Annotated in this window: 16 protein-coding genes and 1 pseudogene; 5 read left to right on the top strand and 12 right to left on the bottom strand. The window is 37.8% G+C overall.

The window, feature by feature from the left end:
- Positions 1–94: 94 nt before the first annotated feature.
- The 6 genes from SOI76_RS14595 to SOI76_RS14620 all read right to left on the bottom strand — a co-directional run bounded on the left by SOI76_RS14595 (position 95) and on the right by SOI76_RS14620 (position 8,455).
- A complete protein-coding gene (locus SOI76_RS14595; RefSeq protein WP_205668450.1) occupies positions 95–2,506 on the bottom strand; it encodes a DUF6160 family protein in 2,412 nt (803 codons plus the stop codon).
- A gap of 32 nt (positions 2,507–2,538) precedes the next feature.
- The gene (locus tag SOI76_RS14600) at positions 2,539–3,264 is read right to left on the bottom strand and encodes a DUF6160 family protein (RefSeq protein ID WP_104080141.1); all 726 of its coding nucleotides are present in this window, start codon (positions 3,262–3,264) and stop codon (positions 2,539–2,541) included.
- A 15-nt stretch (positions 3,265–3,279) separates the two neighbouring features.
- Positions 3,280–5,316 (bottom strand): hypothetical protein, encoded by a 2,037-nt coding sequence (locus SOI76_RS14605; protein ID WP_104080140.1) that lies wholly within the window; start codon positions 5,314–5,316, stop codon positions 3,280–3,282.
- Between the two features lie 217 nt (positions 5,317–5,533).
- A complete protein-coding gene (locus tag SOI76_RS14610; protein WP_068930779.1) occupies positions 5,534–6,874 on the bottom strand; it encodes a hypothetical protein in 1,341 nt (446 codons plus the stop codon).
- Positions 6,875–7,177: 303 nt separating this feature from the next.
- A complete protein-coding gene (dcd, locus tag SOI76_RS14615; RefSeq protein ID WP_002120290.1) occupies positions 7,178–7,747 on the bottom strand; it encodes a dCTP deaminase in 570 nt (189 codons plus the stop codon).
- A gap of 114 nt (positions 7,748–7,861) precedes the next feature.
- Positions 7,862–8,455 carry a LysE family translocator gene (locus tag SOI76_RS14620; RefSeq protein ID WP_104080139.1) on the bottom strand — a complete coding sequence of 198 codons (594 nt, stop codon included), beginning with the start codon at positions 8,453–8,455 and terminating at the stop codon, positions 7,862–7,864.
- Between the two features lie 361 nt (positions 8,456–8,816).
- On the opposite strand from SOI76_RS14620, the gene SOI76_RS14625 reads away from it, so the two are divergent.
- Entirely contained in the window at positions 8,817–9,383 is a 567-nt protein-coding gene (locus SOI76_RS14625; protein WP_104080138.1) for a DUF2062 domain-containing protein, read from the top strand.
- 32 nt (positions 9,384–9,415) lie between these two features.
- Here the strand turns inward: SOI76_RS14625 and SOI76_RS14630 are convergent, their stop codons facing one another.
- The 3 genes from SOI76_RS14630 to SOI76_RS14640 form a co-directional block, all read right to left on the bottom strand.
- On the bottom strand, positions 9,416–10,291 hold the full coding sequence (locus SOI76_RS14630; protein ID WP_104080137.1) for a 5'-methylthioadenosine/S-adenosylhomocysteine nucleosidase: 876 nt from the start codon (positions 10,289–10,291) through the stop codon (positions 9,416–9,418).
- A 146-nt stretch (positions 10,292–10,437) separates the two neighbouring features.
- The gene (gene apbC, locus SOI76_RS14635; RefSeq protein WP_104080136.1) at positions 10,438–11,628 is read right to left on the bottom strand and encodes an iron-sulfur cluster carrier protein ApbC; all 1,191 of its coding nucleotides are present in this window, start codon (positions 11,626–11,628) and stop codon (positions 10,438–10,440) included.
- A gap of 145 nt (positions 11,629–11,773) precedes the next feature.
- The gene (locus tag SOI76_RS14640) at positions 11,774–12,274 is read right to left on the bottom strand and encodes a hypothetical protein (RefSeq protein WP_104080135.1); all 501 of its coding nucleotides are present in this window, start codon (positions 12,272–12,274) and stop codon (positions 11,774–11,776) included.
- A 284-nt stretch (positions 12,275–12,558) separates the two neighbouring features.
- Here SOI76_RS14640 and metG point away from each other — a divergent pair, with 284 nt between their 5' ends.
- On the top strand, positions 12,559–14,625 hold the full coding sequence (gene metG, locus SOI76_RS14645; protein WP_104080181.1) for a methionine--tRNA ligase: 2,067 nt from the start codon (positions 12,559–12,561) through the stop codon (positions 14,623–14,625).
- 89 nt (positions 14,626–14,714) lie between these two features.
- On the opposite strand, the pseudogene SOI76_RS14650 reads toward metG, so the two are convergent.
- The 3 genes and pseudogenes from SOI76_RS14650 to rhtC all read right to left on the bottom strand — a co-directional run bounded on the left by SOI76_RS14650 (position 14,715) and on the right by rhtC (position 16,005).
- Positions 14,715–15,062: pseudogene (locus tag SOI76_RS14650) on the bottom strand (calcium-binding protein).
- Entirely contained in the window at positions 15,031–15,219 is a 189-nt protein-coding gene (locus SOI76_RS14655) for an NF038215 family lipoprotein (protein ID WP_032055283.1), read from the bottom strand. The pseudogene SOI76_RS14650 and the gene SOI76_RS14655 overlap by 32 nt, the downstream one beginning before the upstream one ends.
- Before the next feature lie 162 nt (positions 15,220–15,381).
- Positions 15,382–16,005 carry a LysE family translocator gene (rhtC, locus tag SOI76_RS14660; protein ID WP_002120398.1) on the bottom strand — a complete coding sequence of 208 codons (624 nt, stop codon included), beginning with the start codon at positions 16,003–16,005 and terminating at the stop codon, positions 15,382–15,384.
- A gap of 178 nt (positions 16,006–16,183) precedes the next feature.
- On the opposite strand from rhtC, the gene SOI76_RS14665 reads away from it, so the two are divergent.
- Genes SOI76_RS14665 through hlyD form a run of 3 tightly spaced genes read left to right on the top strand, consistent with a single transcriptional unit; the run spans position 16,184 to position 19,555 of the window.
- A complete protein-coding gene (locus tag SOI76_RS14665; RefSeq protein ID WP_032055280.1) occupies positions 16,184–16,753 on the top strand; it encodes a TetR/AcrR family transcriptional regulator in 570 nt (189 codons plus the stop codon).
- Complete coding sequence (gene emrB / locus SOI76_RS14670; protein ID WP_057074973.1) at positions 16,750–18,393, top strand: MFS transporter; 1,644 nt, start codon at positions 16,750–16,752, stop codon at positions 18,391–18,393. The genes SOI76_RS14665 and emrB overlap by 4 nt, the downstream gene beginning before the upstream one ends.
- 40 nt (positions 18,394–18,433) lie before the next feature.
- Entirely contained in the window at positions 18,434–19,555 is a 1,122-nt protein-coding gene (gene hlyD, locus SOI76_RS14675; protein WP_104080134.1) for an HlyD family secretion protein, read from the top strand.
- Positions 19,556–19,584: the final 29 nt, after the last annotated feature.

Genomic DNA, 19,584 nt, shown 5'->3' on the forward strand with positions numbered 1-19,584 from the left:
AAAGCAATTATCCCTATAACCCGACGAATGTAAATCCAATCACATTAAAATAAAATTTATATAAAAAAGCAGCGATTAACGCTGCTTACTTTAATTAGTTAAAGGTGCCATTTCTAGGCACAATACTAAAGCTACTATTTAAACGTCCACCCGTAATTGCAAGCTCACCTAAACGCGCTCCTGCTCCTGTTGAGGGTGGATAGAAATTAATATCTTTAACACGTAACGCGCCGTCAATACTCTTATCAGGGTTAAAATAAACCGCCGTATTTACGCCAACCTTACCTAAACCACTAGCTGTGTCTTTACCCACAACCAAAGCAGTATTAAACGCTAGCTTTCCAGTAATATTATCAAAGCCAATTGCAGAACCATCAATCGGATCACTAATTTGAACCGTATTTCCAGTTGCGGTCGCAGGCATTGTAAAATCACCCAGTACAGTTAAAGCACTACCATCTGCAATTGAACTATTTGGCACAATTGATAAGTTAAGATCACCACCTAAACGTAGTTTTAAACCAAATAAGACATCATTATTTTTGGCAAAATTATCAATAGGTGAAGTACAGGAACCTGTCGCTGGACAAGTTTTATATTTAGCTCCCGGTAAATAACCTGCTGCAATTTCTGTTGATAAAGCAAGTAGCATCTCTTTTAAACTAATATTGAGACTGCCATTTTCCAAACCGATACTACCATTGCCTTTAACGAACATATCGATATTACGTAATCCCATATAATAATCAGTAGGACTACCGCCATTATTAGCATTTGGAGAACCATCAATTAATAAAATTGAGGTTGTTTTGGTTCCAGTCGCATCACGTCCCGTAGTTCCAGCAGCAATACCAAAACCTAAACGAGAAGTCGTTCCAGAGGTCGCCACAACATTTCGAACAGGCTTACCATTTGCATCTTTGGTATAGTAATAAGCACTATTTGCTGGTGCATCTAAACCATATACAGCAGCATTAGCATTTAAATTATAAAAAGGTAAGGCTAAGCCCCACTGGTTATTTGCACCATTGTCTGCAAACTGATTGGCAGCAGCAACATTTGCACTTGTCGTAAAACGACCGCGTCTTGAAAATGACTGAAACTCTGCTCCACGCATCGCAAGAATTAAACTAAATGGATTAGTCACCGTATCACGGTGAATGTTATGTTGATAATCAGCAGCTGTTGTTAAAGTACCCGCCCCTAAACGAATTGCATTTAAAGTCGCGTTGTTTGGCATTAATAATGTTTTTGTATCAGCAAGATTTAAATAAATATTTCCGCTGTCGAAATAACCGCGAGTAGCTGAGTTAAGGCCTGTTAAATTACCAAATTCGAAACCATAAGCATTCAGACCTGCTCCACCAATTTCTAAAGTAGTTGCTTTACCATCAGAACCTAGCATTGAGTCATTATCTTTAGTGAATTCACCTTTCATGCGAAAGGCAATTCCAGAATTACCTAAAATACTATTACTTGAACTGGTACCCGAAGCGGTATTTGCCGTACCTAATATTGTTGTATTTGAAGTACCATCCATACCACGGACTTGTAAATAACTATTTACCATACGTCCGCTAGCACCTAAACGAATCAAACCTTTTGCATTTTGTGGACTATTGGTTGCATCTAAAGCATAAGGATTTGTTTTATCGATATTGGAACTTAGCATGACCTCAATATTCAGGCCTGAATTAGTTACTTTCCCACTGCTATCTACATATGTACCTGCGGTTAAACCAGAAGCTGAATCTGCTACGCGGTTAAAATCAACATAGCCATAGGTACTATTCGGTGTTTGCCCTACACCAGCGACATTAGTTCCAGTATTTGTCTGTAAAACTACGCCACGAGTTGGGTCAATCAACATTGCCCCTTTCCCAACAAAATTAAAGTTAAAATTTCTTAAAATTAATTGATTTAACTGGCTGCGCGCATCCACTTGCCCTAGATAAATATTGGCATTATTAATACCGAGCGTCATGCTTGACTGACTATTTGCATTAAATAGACCGTCTTGTGTGGTAAGTGCCAAATTTAGTGGAGAAGTTGTTTGAATAGCCAACTGCCCCATTGTCGGTGAGCAAGTAGCAGAGTTATTACATACTTTAAAACTATTTACAGTAATGAGTGATGGACTGCTTTGCATAGAAAAGTCGAGTCCAGTTTTACCCGTAGTTGGATTGCTCCCTACATCTAACCGATAATTTGTACTTAAAGGCTGACTAGATGCATTACTTTTTTGAACTTTTATCCCGCCTGCTTGTGCTCTTAAGACCTGATCAGCACTGCTAGGTGTACCTGCATGATCATCCCAGTAAGCATTATCAATATTGATTTCATTAAACGTCGTTTGAATCGAAATCCCATCTTGCCCATTAACAGCACTCAAGTCAGCATCTGTTAAAGCTTCTAAAGCAAAAGCATGTCCGCTCACTAACAACATGCTGGTTGTTAATGCGTTTAAAATAAACTTTGAGCTGTGATTTTCTTTATTTTTTTTCATCACTTCAGTTCCTTTGAAATCTACATTACCCCTTAACAACGAGGATGGCTACCATCACAACTAAAGACCATGACTTTCCCTTGAATAGCCAAGTTTCCGTTCATCATCAAGCCCATAAAACCAGTTTCACGTCCATGGTCATACGCTGATGGTGTGGCAGTAGCTACTTGCTGGTTCGCACTGTTAGCAGTCGCTGCATAAGTTGGCTTTTTAAAATATGCATAATCATACATATTTGCACTGGACCCTTGCGCTGTTGTTGAGCTGGTAAAGTTATCTTGCTCAATTGATAAGGCATTAAAACCAAAGTTACGAATTAAAATTGGCTGTGCTGCACTAAAACTCAGTTGAATAGCAGGCTTAATCATTTCAGTATTGTTTTTATCCAAATACTTTAAATCAGCGCCATCCAAACCCATTTTTTGAATATTTAAAGTGCCTTGTACACCTTTAAATACAAGCCAAAGTTTATTACCACTATCACTATTTTCAGCCCAACCACTTGGTTTCGACGGATCTACCTGTACAAAACGTTTGTTAATCGCTAAACCTATATGACAGAACTCAACGTTCTCACAAACACCACCACTACCGTTGTCAAATGCACCATTAGCCGTCTGGTTTAAATTAAGCATTAAAGATAAATCAGCACCTGCTTGTCCATTTATGGCCTCTAATGCGTCATTATCTAAAGTTTGTAGCTCTGCATGACTAACGGTTGCACAAAGAGCGAGGATTAAAGTACTTATTTTTTTCATATCACTTTCTTCCTCTTATAGGCCTTTAGTTGTTAGTTTCAGGTGCTGGATTAAAACACCGTCAATGACAGCAGAACCCATGTTATTACTAATCGAAGAACTAATTTGTGAACTGGATAATTTATATGTATTCAAGTCAGCATTAGGCGTGGTTGTAGACCAACGTCCATTGTTATAAAGTGCATCAGGTAAAGGCGTACCATTTGGTACAACATATTGTGTACCATTACCCGCATCTGTGGTGGTATAACCTGTATTATTTACTGTCGGGTTATAATAAGAAGTACTATCAATATTAGCCCAATTCGCTCCTTGAGAATCAAATTTTAATCCTGAACCCGCATTTCCAGTCCAGCCTGTTGCTGTACGATATTGCCAAGTATCATAACAAGTAAAAATTAAACTACATGTATAACTACCCGCTCGACGTTCTTGATTTTGTAGTTGATAAAAGTTTTTAGTTTGTGTAGTAGCGGCAACTGTACCTGTTGGCAATTTTCCAAATGAAATGCCGACTGCATCTTGAGTACTATTCCCTTTAAATGCCTCTAAGGTATTATTCGCCGCATTATAAACAGTCGATCCTATTGAAATACTACTATGCGTTGCGCTAGAACCTTGATAACTTTTACCACCCAACGTTAAATTAGTGCCACATTGATAAATATTACAAGTAGAGCCGAGATAACTACTATCAGTTCCAGTATAGTCAGTATAGATTTTCTTATAAATTTCAGGTTTATTTGGAATACGTGCAAGTTCTAAACTAAAGTTCTTGCCATCCGAGCTTAGAACCAATGGTTGATACAAAGAGCCCAAAACAAGGTTAATATTTGGATTATAAATATACAAACCTTCATTCGCATCAAAAGTTGGAGCAAGCCCACCATTAATTGCAGGTGTTACTAGATTACCCTGCCCAGTACCTGATTCACGTGTGCTTAAACGTAATACATTATTCATAGTACTATCAGTTGGTGCAGTCCATGAACCAGTTGATGTAACAGTAGTAGTCTGACTACGAATACGATATAACCAGTCTGAACTTGGAGAGTTATTACTTGGTGCGCCAGTATATTGAGTACTATAGCGGTTTACCCATGGTCCAACTGTTGAGGTAGGAGTATTTGCAGTAATTGTTGCTCTTAAATTAGAGGCATCGCCACTGTTTAAACGTATCACTCCAGCAAAGCCTAAAGTATTATTATAAAATGGACTTAGCCCATTTGCAGATGTCGCACCACCTAGGGTCTGGAAAAGCTGCAAACGGCTACCATTTAAACTAAAGTTATTCCAAACCCCTTGTAAACGAAGACGATTTGCACGACTTGCATCTGTACTTGTTCCAATTAAACCATTTGAATCACCATAATTAAATTGATCTGCCGCACCATTTATTTTATTTGGATTTCGGACAAAAATATCTGTCCATAAGCCTAGTTTTAGCTTATATGCATCTATACCAGCAGCGTCTTTTGTTCCTACCTCATACAAAGGTGCTTCTAAAGCTAAATTAGTCACTTGGCAAGTCGGATCAGCCGTACCACTACAATTTGTCGCACTAAAATTCGGTACTAAGTTTTCTGTAGCAACTTTAAAAATCCATGGGTTAACAGCAGTTCCCCAACTTGAAATCGTGGCGGCAGAATCAGTAGTAGCTATTCTTGTATTAGTATCATTATCAGATTTAGAAAGCGCTAAACCATAAAGAAAAATATCTGCTTTACCTACTGCACGATCACCTGAATCAATCGTACCATTTTTATTGGTATCTGCGGCTGTCATACTTAACGGACCAACAGGTATGTAATTGATATAACCTGTATCTTTAGTACGGTCAGTTAAAATCTGATTTGAGGTTTCATTAGCACCTGCCCCACGAAATACCATATAAGTATTCTGTGGCAAGATAGCAATACCTTCACCAGTAGTTTCACTTAAACCTGCATCAGAAAGTTCTTCAAGCGCGAAACTAGATTGACTGATACAAAGCCCGATTAAACTTGCTAAAACGGTTTTTTGAAACCTTACCGTATAATTAAGTGTAGTCATCTTGACCTTCCTGTTTTATACGCTGCCGCGCACCATATTTATTTTTCTTTAACAATCCTTGAGGTCAGGTGAATCTTTCCTTTTCACCTTAGACAAAGAGACAAATCTAAAAGATATTGCCAACTCTTCCACATTTCTATTATGAAGAATATTTGCACAAATGCAAAAAAAAGGGCATAAAAATCTAAATTTCCGATGAATGAAATAGTTTAAACTTTTAGCAGAATTTTACATTTGCTCCATGACAGTTAGGTGCGAAACTTTGATTTTTTAAAACCAAATTGCTTAATGACATCTGTACTGGAGTTGCACCTGCTAAATTTAAGTTACCAATATTAATGGTGCTACCACCAATACAACTTAGAAGACCTAAATCACCACAGTCTACTTTTGTATCGCCTCTTGTACCTGTACTTAATTTCTGACTTACAAGTGCTAAAGTTTCTTCAATTGTTTTATTTGCGATACTCACAGAATCAGCTGGAGTAATATCTCCAATATCGATTGGATTTGAAAGTTCTAGCCACCAACCTCGCTGTGCTATAGATTTAGAACCAGGCCAACGTATATCATTTCCTTGAAGTGACAATGAAACAGGTGAACCATTTAAGTTAGCCTTATGAAAGAACCCCAGATCTTCTGAAATATCAACATTTACAGTTAAATTATTAATAGACCCAGTAACAGATTTATCTAAATTTAAAATCCCTGCCGCCATAGCTTTAATATTGCCAGATACATTAATACCGCTTACCGTTGCTGTGGCTTTTAATGGTGCTACAGAAATGCGTTTACCAGTAATCGTTTGCTGAGGTAGAAATAGAGTTCCAGTCAATTTATCAGTTGAGTTACCAGCTGCATCTGTCGTTAAATTCAATGTATAGTCATATGTCTTAAAAGGTACACAAGCTAGATACCCACAAGCTTCACCAGAAATTTGAGTATTATTCACATCAGCTGGTCTCAAACCACTTACAGGATTTACTTTAACTGTACCTCCAGCTTGAGCAACCTCCATATAACCACTTAAAGAATTAATACCACTTTTAGTTGGTCCATTTTCAGTACCAAAAGTTAATAAACCTTCGATAGCCTCTGCACTTACTCGCATCCCAGTTACTTCGCGTAACGAAGTACTATTAGGATTTTTAATTGCAAATTCAATAAATGGATTAGTTATTTTTGCAGATGAACTAGCGCGGCCATCATTTGTATCAGAAATACCACTTAAACTTAAGTTATCAATATCAATATCACATGCTCCAGTACCATTAACACCGCCACACCCTAATTGAAGCTTACGTATATTAGTATTAATTTCTACATCAGCATCTAAACCTAATTTATAAAAACCCACATTGCTATTACTATCACGCAATTTTTCTAAGTTTGCAGAGTCCGTAGGCGCAATATAAGACATACTCATCAAGGCTTGGCCACGAGTTGCTGATAGTTCAGCATCAGACATAGGCACCAGTGTAGAAGCAGCGTAAGCTGAAGAAAAACATAAGCTTCCGAGTGTCAAAAGTGCTACTCGAAGAGACGTAAACTGTCGCATGGCCGACCTCCGTATCCGTGGGGGCATAATCCTGTTTAATTTCTTTTTATTTGGCCTATCTACATTTGATCATGTATTTAACTAAACATTATCAAAGAGAGCCTATATCCACTTTATTTGCTTTTAAATTCTGTGATACAGAGCAAAAAACAAATCAATCATTGATTATTTTATATCATTTTTTACAAAAGAAAACTGTCGTTTATCATAATTCCGATAAACGCTTCTCATAAAAATTTTATGTATAAAATTGGGCCACCTCAGTGACCCATCATTATTAAGACTATTATTCAGCTAAGAAAATTATGTTTTAGGAAGTGTAACACCTGTTTGACCTTGGTATTTACCACCACGGTCTTTATAAGAAGTTTCACACACTTCATCACTTTCAAAGAATAGCATTTGCGCTACGCCTTCCCCTGCATAAATACGTGCAGGTAAATTTGTTGTATTTGAAAATTCTAAAGTAACGTGACCTTCCCATTCAGGTTCTAATGGAGTCACATTTACAATAATACCGCAACGAGCGTAGGTCGACTTGCCTAGACATACAGTCAACACATTGCGAGGAATACGGAAATATTCAATTGTACGCGCTAGAGCGAATGAGTTTGGCGGAATAATACAAACGTCAGACTCAATATCGATAAAACTTTTGTCATCGAAATTTTTTGGATCAACAATTGCAGAATGTACATTTGTAAAAACCTTAAATTCACGGGCACAGCGTACATCATAACCATAGCTAGAGACCCCGTAGGAAATCAACTTTTCACCATTTTTATCAAAACGGACTTGATTCTCTGCATAAGGTTCAATCATGCCGTGTTTTTCGCTCATTTCGCGAATCCAACGATCAGACTTAATGGCCATGTATTTTCTATCCAAAAGGTAAATTCATTGATTTCGACGTACTTTAACTTAAAAAACCAATTATGAAAACAACACAAAGCTACTCAAACAAATAAGAATGGCCATGTGCCTCATTTAAAGGTTCAGTAAAGCAGAATAACTAATTGGAATTGAAAAGCTGACCAAAACAAGCGAGGCAGTTTTTTGCAAGTTAGTTTGATTTAACCAACCCACTTTCTTAGATGCTAAAACCGATCCCAAGAAAATCCAGAACAATGCAATTGGGGTAATAAGTGCCAAGTAAGCCATCATATGAATTAAATAAATATGAAAATTACTCCATGCATCTACCGGAAAAATAGCTGAAGCAAAGAGTAAGGCTTTTGGGTTTAATAAAGTTGCACAGAATAATTCACGAGCACGAATCGTAGGCTGATTTAATTCAACTTCTTGATTTGCCGTATGCCACAACTTAATGGCTAAGAAAATAATATAACAAGCACTCAATAGCTTTAGAATAGGCGGCAGCATCGGTAGTGTACTAGACACTTTTCCAATCAGCATTCCCCATGCAGAAATAGAGATCACATAACCCAAAACTTCTGCTGGAATAAGTTTTACTGACTTCCTTAAACCTACTTGTACGCCTGAAGAAGCGAGTAGTGTATTGGTTGGACCAGGAGTAAGTAAAATTGTGGCTACTAAGCCAATAAAAAGCCATGAAATCATTGAATGACCTCACAATATAGTCATCTCAGATTAATAGATATCCTGTTACAAGGCAAAAGGTAATTGTAAGACAAAATTTTTAAAATTATTTTCATTATCTCAATAAAATTTATAAAAACAAAAACTTATAAAATTATTTCAAAAAGTAGAGAAGAAAACTTTACGGTCAGTTGTGACGCTTTTCAAATAGATTACGCATTAAGTAACATAAGTATTTTTATTTTAAGTCTATTTTTCCATCAAAAGTCTTTATAATAAAAAATATATAGTAATGGTAAGTTTAAATTTTAAGCTTTTAATAAGTTTCAATTCTTATATTATTTCTGATTTTTTATATAGAGCACCGCGCTCTACTACCTTAATGATTATGGCAAAGCACTTTTTTCAATCTTGGCTTCCCTCCCCCGAGAAAGTTTCGAATATGAAATTTCTAAGGATTTTTGGTCAAAAGACCCTTAATCCTGTGCTTTGGTATGTCAATCGGAAATCAATTACCCGAGCTGTTTTTGTCGGAACTTTTTTTGGTTTACTCCCTATTCCTTTTCACAGTGTATTTATTGTGATGGCGGTCTTACTATTCGAAGTAAATTTACCTATTAGCTTAATGCTCGCTTGGTTAAGTAATCCTCTTACTCTAGTTCCGATTCTATATATTGGTTTTTGGTTTGGTGCGCATATTTTTCATGTGCATATGATCAACAAGGAAATGCTACTGGGTGTATTGCATCAAATTTCTCGCTGGATCACTCATTTCGGCCATGGTCATATTGATTTTAGTCTTGCGAAAATCTTGATGACAGGTCTAGTCGTAGAAGCTTTTGTATTTGCCATTATTTTATATATATGCACAGAAATTTTCTGGCGTTGGATGGTCATAAAAAACTGGAAAAGTAGACATCGCCATAAAAAGCAAGAAGAGGTTTTATAAAAACTCCTCTCTTCTTGCATAAGTTTAAATCATCATTTTGGTAGTTTTGATTTCATATATTCTTCAGCCACATTAAGCACATACTCTTGGCAAGCCTCTCCTGTACCTGGGTCATAAGCTCCATTATTGGTAATATTATTAGATAAAATTCGAATACCTAAAAAGGGAACATTAAACTGGCTTGCGATTTGTGCAACAGAAGCCGCTTCCATTTCCTCAACAGAAGTACCATAACGCTGATGGAAAAATTGAATACGGTCTAGCTCATTATTCCAAACATCTGCTGAACCAATCGTTCCTTCAACAACCTCGCCTTTATCATAACGAACTTTATGGGCTGCCATTAATAACTCTTGGTCACCTTCAAATTTGCGTATTGTAATCGGTTCTGGGTTAGATTCATCTGTTGGCAAAACATCAAAAGCCTCAACCCATGTGAGTGAGTCTGAACCAGCACCTACTGGTTGTTTAGGCGTTCTAAATGCTCCAATATTGGTTGCATATTTTCCTAAAACAATATCGTAAACATGTAGATCCGGGTCGTGTCCACCTGCTGTTCCCTGATTAATAATCGCAATCGGTTTATAACGTTCAATGGCTAAAGCGGTTGCGGCAGCTGAGTTACTCATTCCCATACGAGTTTTAGATATAATCACTGGATAACCGTTATAGGTCCCCTTCCAGAAGGTCCAGCTCTTTCCTATAGTTTCAACTGTCACGTTTTGTAATTTAGCAGCCATGTGTGCTGACTCTACAGGTAAAGCACCCTGAATAATGATCGGCTGTAATTTCTGTTTTTGTTCCTGAACTGTTGGCGTTTGTGAAGCAGATGAGTTGTCATCGTTACATCCCACTAAAAATAAAGCACTACATAAACTGATTACGCCCAAACAATATTTAAATTGCATTTTTCACCTGTTTCTTTGAAAAAGAAGCGTAAAGTAGCAATCTACATGCCAATTACAATTTTAGCTTTGTTATTAGGTTTCAGTAATTTAATTTTTTATTTTAATCAGATGATAAAAAACCCGACTTAAAGCCGGGTTTTAATAAATTAGAAAATACGCTTATCATCACGTGCACGCTGAGGAACTTTCTCAATCTGTTGCCATACCGCTTTAGCAATATCAATATAGCTATCAGCTGCCTCATCCATTGCCACAACACTAGGTTTACCCTGATCAGCATGTTCACGGATCTGAGCGTTTAAAGGTAAACGACCTAACAATGGAATATGGTATTGCTCGGAAAGCTTATCACCACCACCAATACCAAAAATTTGTTCTTCGTGCCCACAGTTAGAGCAAATATGAGTCGACATGTTTTCGACGACACCTAATACCGGAATGCCAACTTTATTAAATAACTCAATTCCTTTGGTGGCATCAAGCAAGGCAACATTTTGCGGAGTAGTCACAATGATTGAACCTGTAACCGGAATACGCTGTGCAAGCGTGAGTTGGATATCACCAGTACCCGGTGGCATATCAATCATGAGCACATCTAAATCGGGCCAAAGTGTTTGATTAAATAATTGCATTAAAGCGCCAGTTGCCTTTGGTCCACGCCATGCAACAGGTGTGTTGTTATCACCAGTTAAATGTCCAATAGAAAGCACAGCCATACCATAAGCATCTAAAGGTACAAAGTTCTCACTTTCAATAATTGGAGTTTTACCAGCATTGCCTAGCATTGTCGGAATACTTGGGCCATAAATATCAGCATCCAAAACCCCAACCTTAAGTCCCATTTTTTGCAAGGCAAGCGCTAAATTGACAGTAGTTGTCGATTTACCAACGCCCCCCTTTCCTGATGAAACTAGAATAACATTCTTAATGCGGGGATGAAGTGGAACATCTCTTTGTTGCGGAGCAGCTTTTTGAATCGGTGGATTATTTGGATCTGGTTCTGATTTAGGTGAGGCATCAAGCACAGGAGGTAAATTTGAACTTTCTTGTGTAGGGCGCTTTTGTTGAACCACGTGTAAATTAAGTTCTTCAATACCGCACTTTTCTAATGCACCAGCTAAATCATCATGGATTTGCTGCAAATGCTCTTTTTCATCAGGAAATGTATTTATAGTGAGTTGTAATACTCGACCTTGAACTTGAAGCTGACTAATGCGCTCCTTTAAAGCATCTTTTGAATGCGGTAATAAATAATTTTGGAGTACGGTTTGGATTTCATCTTCTTTCACTTCTTGTGCGGGTGAAAAAACGGACTTTAATGAAGAAAGCCAAGACATATTGTTTACTCCAAAAACAGATCATTACAGCTTAATGGAGATAGTGTAACAGTATTGCTCCGCACTCGCTCACCTTGGGATGAATAATTACTAACTTCACATCTCATCTTTTAGATAAGGAGTACGGATTTTAGTTTAAATCAGCTTATTCAGCAGAATCATGGTTCTTTAATTTATTGAGTTTATCGGTCGCAGTTTTCTTCAACTCATCAAGTTTTGCGGTTGCTTGCGTTTTCAACTCATCCAATTTGGTAGCAGCTTCTTCCTTTAATTCCGCCGCTTTGGCTTTAGCATCGTCAAGTTTATGGGCTGCCTCTGTACGTAAATGATCAAACTTATCTTGTAGAGTATGCTGAGCATCCTCAAGTTTGCCTTTCAAGTCGTTTGCTTTTTCTTCAAGAGCCTCTTTACCAGAAGCTTGCTTCTCTTTTACATTTTCTTTTAAATCGTCCAAAGTTTTTTCACCTTGTACTTTTGCATCGGCTGCTTTTGCCTTTAATTGCTCTACTTTATCGTCAACTGCTTCTTTACCAGCAGCTTGCTTCTCTTTTACATTTTCTTTTAAATCATCCAAAGCTTTTTCACCTTGTACTTTTGCATCAGCCGCTTTTGCCTTTAATTCGTCTAATTTATTTTCAGTAGTCATCGTTGTTATCCTCATAGTTAATTAAAAAAATTACTTGAATAAGTTATTAGTTATACATCGTTATGGCTTATTTTCTGACCGTAACTGCAATTTGAAACAAAGACAATACAGGAAGATTCAAATATTTTTTGATTTGTTTATCTGTTCTAAAGAGAAACATCTCTGAGCAAAATCTATTTTAATAGAAACCTCTTACGCCAAGCCCAAGATTATTAATCTTTGCTTATCTCCGTGCATCAGTTAAAATCTTCCACCTTATAAATACGAATGAGAGAATGAAATCCGTGCGTAAAATTTTAGTCACTAATGCCCTCCCTTATGCTAATGGTCCAATTCATATGGGTCATTTACTCGGTTACATCCAGGCAGATATCTGGGTTCGTGCCATGCGAGCAATGGGTCATGATGTGACTTATGTATGTGCGGATGATGCTCACGGTACTGCCATCATGCTACGTGCCGAAGCAAATGGTATTAGCCCAGAAGAACAAATTGCGAATGTTCAAAAAGAACACATCCGTGATTTTGATGGTTTTGGCGTACATTTCGATCATTACGATTCAACGCATAGCGATGCGAACAAAGCACGTTCAACAGATATCTATATTAAAAACCGTGAAGCTGGAAATATTGCAGTTCGTCCTGTAACTCAATTATTTGACCCAGAAAAAGGTATGTTCTTATCTGACCGTTTCATTAAGGGTACGTGCCCAAAATGTAAGTCAGAAGATCAATACGGCGACTCATGTGAAGTTTGCGGTACAACTTATAATGCAACCGAGTTACTTAACCCTCGTTCGACTTTAAGTGGTGCAACACCAGTTGAAAAATCATCAGATCACTACTTTTTCAAACTTCCTAACTTCGCTGAATATTTGCAGAAATGGACGCGTGATGAAGGTCGCTTACCAGTTTCAATTGCAAACAAACTTGATGAATGGTTTGAAGCAGGTTTAGCAGACTGGGATATTTCTCGTGATGCCCCTTATTTTGGTTTTGAAATTCCAGATGCGCCAAACAAATATTTTTATGTGTGGGTAGATGCGCCAATTGGTTATATGTCTAGTTTTGAAAACTACATCAAAACTAAACGTCCAGATTTAAATTTTGACGATTTCTGGAAAAAAGACAGCCACAACGATGTTTATCACTTTATTGGTAAAGACATTGTTTATTTCCATGCTTTATTCTGGCCTGCAATGCTTGAAGGCGCAAACTACCGCACCCCAACTGGCTTGTTTGTAAACGGTTTCTTGACTGTAAATGGACAAAAAATGTCTAAGTCACGCGGCACTTTCATTAAGGCCGAGACTTACTTACAGCATTTAAACCCAGAATATTTACGCTATTACTTTGCTTCTAAGCTCTCAGATAAAGTTGAAGACTCTGACTTGAACCTTGATGACTTTGTTCAAAAAGTAAATTCAGACTTAGTTGGTAAAGTCGTTAATATTGCTAGCCGCTGTGCGAAGTTCATCAATAGCAACTTTAACAATACTTTATCTACTGACTGTGCAGAATCTGACTTAGTACAAAGTTTTATTGATGCAGGTGATTCAATCGCGGCTGCTTATGAAGCACGTGAATTCTCTACAGCTATTCGTGAAATTATGGCGCTAGCTGACCGTGCCAACCAATATATTGACGAGAAAAAGCCTTGGGCACTTGCTAAACAAGAAGGTCAAGAACAACAAGTTCTTGATGTGTGTTCCGTTGGTATCAATTTGTTCCGTCAATTAGCGGTTTACTTAGCTCCTGTTCTACCAACTTTAGCTAACCAAGTTCAAGATTTCTTAAAACTTGAAAGCTTTAATTTTGAGTCACGTAAACAAATCCTTGTAAGCCATGAGATTGCGCAGTTCCAACCTCTCATGCAGCGTGTTGATCCAAAAGCTGTTGCAGCCATGGTTGATGCCTCTAAAGAGTCTTTGGGTACTCCTGCTCCACAAGCAACAAAAGCGGCAGCGAAAAAAGACAAAGCAGCTGAGAAAAAAGCAGCGCCTACTCCAGCAGTGGGTGAAGCTGAAATTATCGGTATTGAAGATTTCTTAAAAGTTGACTTACGTGTTGCTCAGGTCATTGAAGCAGGTACAGTTGAAGGTTCAGATAAGTTACTTCAACTGACGTTAGACGTTGGTGAAGCTGAACCACGCAATGTATTTAGTGGTATTCGTAGCCAATACGCACCAGAAGACCTAAAAGGTAAATTGGTCGTTATGGTGGCTAACCTTGCACCACGTAAAATGCGTTTTGGTATTTCAAACGGTATGGTACTTGCTGCTGGAAATGGTGAAGGTATTTTCATTATTTCTCCAGATAGCGGTGCAAAACCAGGCGATAAAGTTTCTTAATCTAGATTCATAAAAAAGCTCCCTAAATTGGGAGCTTTTTTTATTTTGAATATCTAATTTTTAAACAAGCATGAATAAACAAATTTAAATTACGACCATAGCCACCCTTCACAAGGATTATTAAATAAAACGTGTATATTCCCCAACTCTTCATTTGTTAAATAGCCATTCTTATTTTCATCTAAATAATGAAATAGCTCTGTCTGCTTGTTTTCACCTTAAAAACGCTTATCACTCGGCCAGTTATAAGGATAAAAGTCTTCAACCCGTTGAAATTCTTTTAGGCTATACATTCCATCATGATTTACATCGTATTTTTCCTGAAAAAGCTCCCAATCTAAAGAGGCAGGTTCGCAAGCACTTACCACATTAAAAATGCAGTAAGTGATGCAGCCTGTAAGTAACTTAATAATTAGATTGCTCATGATTGTTGGCATGTAAATCGGAAATCTTATAGTCTTTTTCGTGCACAGGTGTACCAACAATACTCATTGTCCGTTCATTTGCTGGTTGCTGCTTGCTCATCGTTCTCATCTCACATCCTGTAGTTAAGATGAGAAAAACTACAGAAATGCTCACCATTAGTTTTTTCATAACGTGATCCTCATTTCTTTTTGTTTTATTTATTAAGTTACCACTTTTTAAACGCTTAAGTGCCGAAAAAGTTATTTTAATTTGTATATATTTTACGCAAAATTAAAGCCAGACCTTAATTGTCTGGCTTTCTATCTTTTAGATATTTTAATTAAACTTTATTTACTTGAAAAAGATAAGCTTTAAACCTAGTAGAGTAACAATACTCCCAGCAACTCGATCAACACCAGTTTTTGCTTTCAAATACATTTTTCTAGGTTTTTCTGAAGATAACAGCATTGCGACACATGAATACCAACCAGCATCAATCATAAAACATATAACTGGTAAGGCAACATAGTAATAATTTGGAATTTCTTTTGGCAGTAAAGCAGTAAATACACTGGCTAACACAACAGCAATTTTTGGATTACTTAACTGGGTAATCAAACCATATCGATATGCCTGTTTATAGGTCATTTTCGATTTGCCATCGTTTTCCATCGCAATTGGTTCTTTAGCATGTTTAATAATTTTAAAAGCCAACCAAAGCAAATATAGCCCACCACCAATTTTTAAAATTAAATAAGCAGAAGGCACCGCCAATAAAACTGCTTGTAACCCCATAACAGCTAATAGACCAAAAAGTGCTGCACCTGTCCCCGTCCCTAAAGCGGTAAACAACCCATGTTTACGTGATTTAGAAATTGAATTTTGTGCAACATAAATAAAGCTTGGCCCAGGGCTTATTGCTCCAAGCATCAATGCCATCGCAATTGAAAAAAGAGGAATAAGGGACTCAAACATTGTATTGACCTAGCATCATGCAATTGCGCGGTATTCTAACAGCTTTTTATGACGCATATAAAAATGCAGAAGATATAAATGATGAAAATTGAAATTTCATGTTTTTACAATTTATATCTTCACAACGGACAAAAATGTCCGTTAAATATATAACCTTTAAAACTCCCCAACCAATGACATGAGTAAACGTCAAAAAATTGCTGCCCAGAATCGGGATGAATTACTCAATGCAGCCGAAGAATGTTTTCGTATTCATGGCATTAATGTCCCCTTACAAGTTGTGATTGACCACGCTGGCGTAGGCAGAGCGACGTTCTATCGTAACTTTGGTGATCGCAAAGCTTTAATTAGTGCGCTTTTAGAGCGTGCGATTACACAGCTAGAGCAAAAAGCAGCTCATTTTCAACAGTTCGAGGACGGCTTATTTCGTTTAATTGAAGGACATATTGGACAACTTCCCAAACTCGCAATTTTGCAAGATTTTTGGAGAGTGATTGATCGACAAGATCCAATTATGTTAAAAATTTATGAACGGCGAAATAATGCACTTAACCCACTGATTGAAAATGCGATAGAACAAAAATTGTGCCGAGCTGATCTAACTGCTGATGACTATGCAATGGTCACTGCAATGTTGGGTTCTTCATTTCAAGGACATGAAACAGAAGAACAGACTCGCTTAGCAAAACGAGCAATTGAATTACTGTTTCAAGGTATTCAAATACAAAAAATTCGAGGGATAGAATGAGTAAAACGCCTCGTTATTTAGAAACACCACCCGACTGGACGCCAGAAGAGCAACCGACTTTACCAGGTTCACCGGCAGCTATTGCACATTCTGTACCTAAACGATTTATATACTTTTTTATCGGTTTATTTGTCGCTCTTTCAGCAAGCTTAAGTAATGGTTTTATTACAGCAAACTTACCCTTAATTCAAGGTGAATATGGACTGACGCCTTCCGAAGCTGCTTGGCTGCCTGCGGCATATGTCATGGCAAATGTCAGTTCAAACCTGATTTTGTTTAAAGCCAGACAACAATATGGTTTGAGAGTATTTTCAGAAATAGGACTGGTGATTTTTATTGCGGTTTTGGTATTACATATTTTTGTGCATACTTATGAAATGGCCCTATTCGCAAGGGTTGTAGCTGGTTTAGCTGGTGCGCCATTAAGCTCACTGGGTATGTATTACACCATGCAAGCTTTTAAAAAAGCAGACATGGCAAAAGGTATATATATTGCCTTTGGTTTTCAGCAACTTGGCGTGCCATTAGCTTGGATTATCTCTCCATTTCTTGTAAATACAGACAGTTGGTCTGTTCTATATACGTTTGAGCTCGGCTTAGCACTTTGTTGTTTAGCCATGGTCGTTTCATTGAAGTTACCACGTAGTTTAAGAATTTATGTTTTTGAGAAGCAAGACTTTTTCACCTTTGCTTTACTCGCTCCCGGCTTTGCCTGTTTATGTATTGTGCTCACACAAGGCCCAATTTTATGGTGGTTTAATAGCCAGTGGCTTGCTTATGTATTAATTGCAGGTTTTAGCTTAGTTGTTCTTGGTTTGCTCTATGAACACTATCGTGCTAATCCATTAATTATGACTCGTTGGTTAGGTGCTGCTTCAACTCTACGTTTCATTTTTGGTGCTTTTGCTATCCGGCTTTTAATGTCAGAACAAAGTTATGCAGCTGTTAACTTCTTAAAAACAATGGGGATGGGTCCAGACCAATTTGTTCCACTCTATGTTGTCATTTTGGTGGGGATTTTAAGTGGAACTCTTTTTAGTGCCCTGACTTTTTCACGTGAGAGAATTATCTTCCACTTACTTTTTGCAGAGTTTTTAATTTTAGTGGCCTGTGGACTAGATTATCACCTAACTAGTGATGTTCGACCTGTGAATTTCTTTGCAAGTCAGTTTTTAGTCGGCTTTGCTGGTGGACTATTTATTGGCCCATTACTGCTTATTGGCTTTGCACAGACACTTGCTAAAGGTCCATCTTATGTAGTCACCTTTATTGTATTATTTTCCGCAACCCAAACCTTCGGTGGTCTTGTTGGGTCTTCTTTCTTCTCGACCTATCAACAACATCGTACGCAAAACTATCAAGCCGAGATTATTAAAGATTTAGAACAAGCAGACCCTTTAGTCGCTCAAAGACTCTCCACCTATCAACGCAGTGCATCAATTACTACGACTGACCCAGCATTACAAACAGCCCAATCCATGCGTTCGCTTAATCAAGTGGTCACTCGTGAAGCTCAAGTGCGTGCCTACAATGATGTAATTGCATTAAACGGTATTTTTGCTGTCGCACTACTCTTGTGGGGTGGTTTTAATATTGCACGAAGTAAATATCTACAACGTAGAGGAATTAGCCGTCCTTAACGGCCTTCATTATTGATGAAATAGAAATTGAGATTGATATATGCCAGATGATCAAAACAAACCAGAACCAACACCAGCTCAGGCACCCGCCAACGAGCCAACACCTGCACCTGCACCTGCAAGTAAACTGATTCCGACAAAACGCTCAACACTGTTATGGATGTTAGGTGTTCTTATTGTCGGTATTTTAGTGATTTTATGGGCATGGAGAATCGGACCTTTTGCAACGAGTGTTCAGCAAACTGACAATAGTTATGTCAAAGGTAAAACCACGATTTTATCGTCACAAATTAATGGTTACGTTAAGGATGTAGTTGTTAAAGACTTTGACCATGTTAAAAAGGGTCAAGTGCTTATGCATATCGATGCAACTACTTACGACCAAAAAGTAGCACAAGCGGCTTCGGGGGTAGAACAGGCCAAAAATACTTTAGCCAATCAAACCCAATCCATTGCACAAAAACAAGCTGATATTGTGGCTGCCCAAGCTAAAGTAGATCAAGCAAGAGCTCAATATGAACTTTCTTTAGCACAGCTTAGACGCTATCAACAGTTAGGAAATAGTGGCGCGGCTTCTAAATCTGAGCAGGATAAAGCCGCAGCAGATGCTGAAAATAACCTTGCCGCCCTTAAACAGGCAGAAGCCAATGTTTTAGTTGCAAATGAAGCGCTAAAAACAGCACAAGTCGCAAAAGCAGGTTTAGAAGCACAGGTTTCAAGTGCTAAGGCTCAATTAGACCAAGCGCAAACCACCAAAGACTACAGTGTTATTGTTGCTCCAATGGATGGTCAACTTGGTGAGGTGAATCCTCGTGTTGGGCAATATGTAGCAGCAGGTTCCCAATTACTCTATCTCATTCCACAGCAAACTTGGGTAATCGCTAACTTCAAAGAGACCCAAATTGCTAATATGCGAATTGGTCAAAAGGCGTGGTTCACAGTCGACGCCATGAAACATAAAAAATTTACAGGATATGTTGAACAGATCTCACCTGCCGCTGGTTCTGAGTTCAGTGTATTAAAGCCTGATAATGCAACAGGTAACTTTACTAAAGTGGTTCAACGGATTGCCGTACGTATTACCATTGATCCAAATCAGGAAGGGATGGAACATTTACGTCCTGGCATGTCAGTGGTTACTTCTGTCGATACAAGTTCGTAAACAGCTTTTTAAAGTTCTCTTTAAAAAGC

Source organism: Acinetobacter pittii, from assembly GCF_034064985.1.
GTDB lineage: Bacteria > Pseudomonadota > Gammaproteobacteria > Pseudomonadales > Moraxellaceae > Acinetobacter > Acinetobacter pittii_H.

Bases quoted from the DNA above. Each gene is read 5' to 3' on its own strand.
- emrB (WP_057074973.1), top strand. From the start codon at position 16,750: ATGAGTAAAACGCCTCGTTATTTAGAAACACCACCCGACTGGACGCCA.
- SOI76_RS14595 (WP_205668450.1), bottom strand. From the start codon at position 2,506: ATGAAAAAAAATAAAGAAAATCACAGCTCAAAGTTTATTTTAAACGCA.
- SOI76_RS14620 (WP_104080139.1), bottom strand. From the start codon at position 8,455: ATGATTTCATGGCTTTTTATTGGCTTAGTAGCCACAATTTTACTTACT.
- SOI76_RS14605 (WP_104080140.1), bottom strand. From the start codon at position 5,316: ATGACTACACTTAATTATACGGTAAGGTTTCAAAAAACCGTTTTAGCA.
- SOI76_RS14665 (WP_032055280.1), top strand. From the start codon at position 16,184: ATGAGTAAACGTCAAAAAATTGCTGCCCAGAATCGGGATGAATTACTC.
- rhtC (WP_002120398.1), bottom strand. From the start codon at position 16,005: ATGTTTGAGTCCCTTATTCCTCTTTTTTCAATTGCGATGGCATTGATG.
- apbC (WP_104080136.1), bottom strand. From the start codon at position 11,628: ATGTCTTGGCTTTCTTCATTAAAGTCCGTTTTTTCACCCGCACAAGAA.
- SOI76_RS14640 (WP_104080135.1), bottom strand. From the start codon at position 12,274: ATGACTACTGAAAATAAATTAGACGAATTAAAGGCAAAAGCGGCTGAT.
- SOI76_RS14655 (WP_032055283.1), bottom strand. From the start codon at position 15,219: ATGAAAAAACTAATGGTGAGCATTTCTGTAGTTTTTCTCATCTTAACT.
- SOI76_RS14600 (WP_104080141.1), bottom strand. From the start codon at position 3,264: ATGAAAAAAATAAGTACTTTAATCCTCGCTCTTTGTGCAACCGTTAGT.
- dcd (WP_002120290.1), bottom strand. From the start codon at position 7,747: ATGGCCATTAAGTCTGATCGTTGGATTCGCGAAATGAGCGAAAAACAC.
- hlyD (WP_104080134.1), top strand. From the start codon at position 18,434: ATGCCAGATGATCAAAACAAACCAGAACCAACACCAGCTCAGGCACCC.
- SOI76_RS14610 (WP_068930779.1), bottom strand. From the start codon at position 6,874: ATGCGACAGTTTACGTCTCTTCGAGTAGCACTTTTGACACTCGGAAGC.
- SOI76_RS14625 (WP_104080138.1), top strand. From the start codon at position 8,817: ATGATTATGGCAAAGCACTTTTTTCAATCTTGGCTTCCCTCCCCCGAG.
- SOI76_RS14630 (WP_104080137.1), bottom strand. From the start codon at position 10,291: ATGCAATTTAAATATTGTTTGGGCGTAATCAGTTTATGTAGTGCTTTA.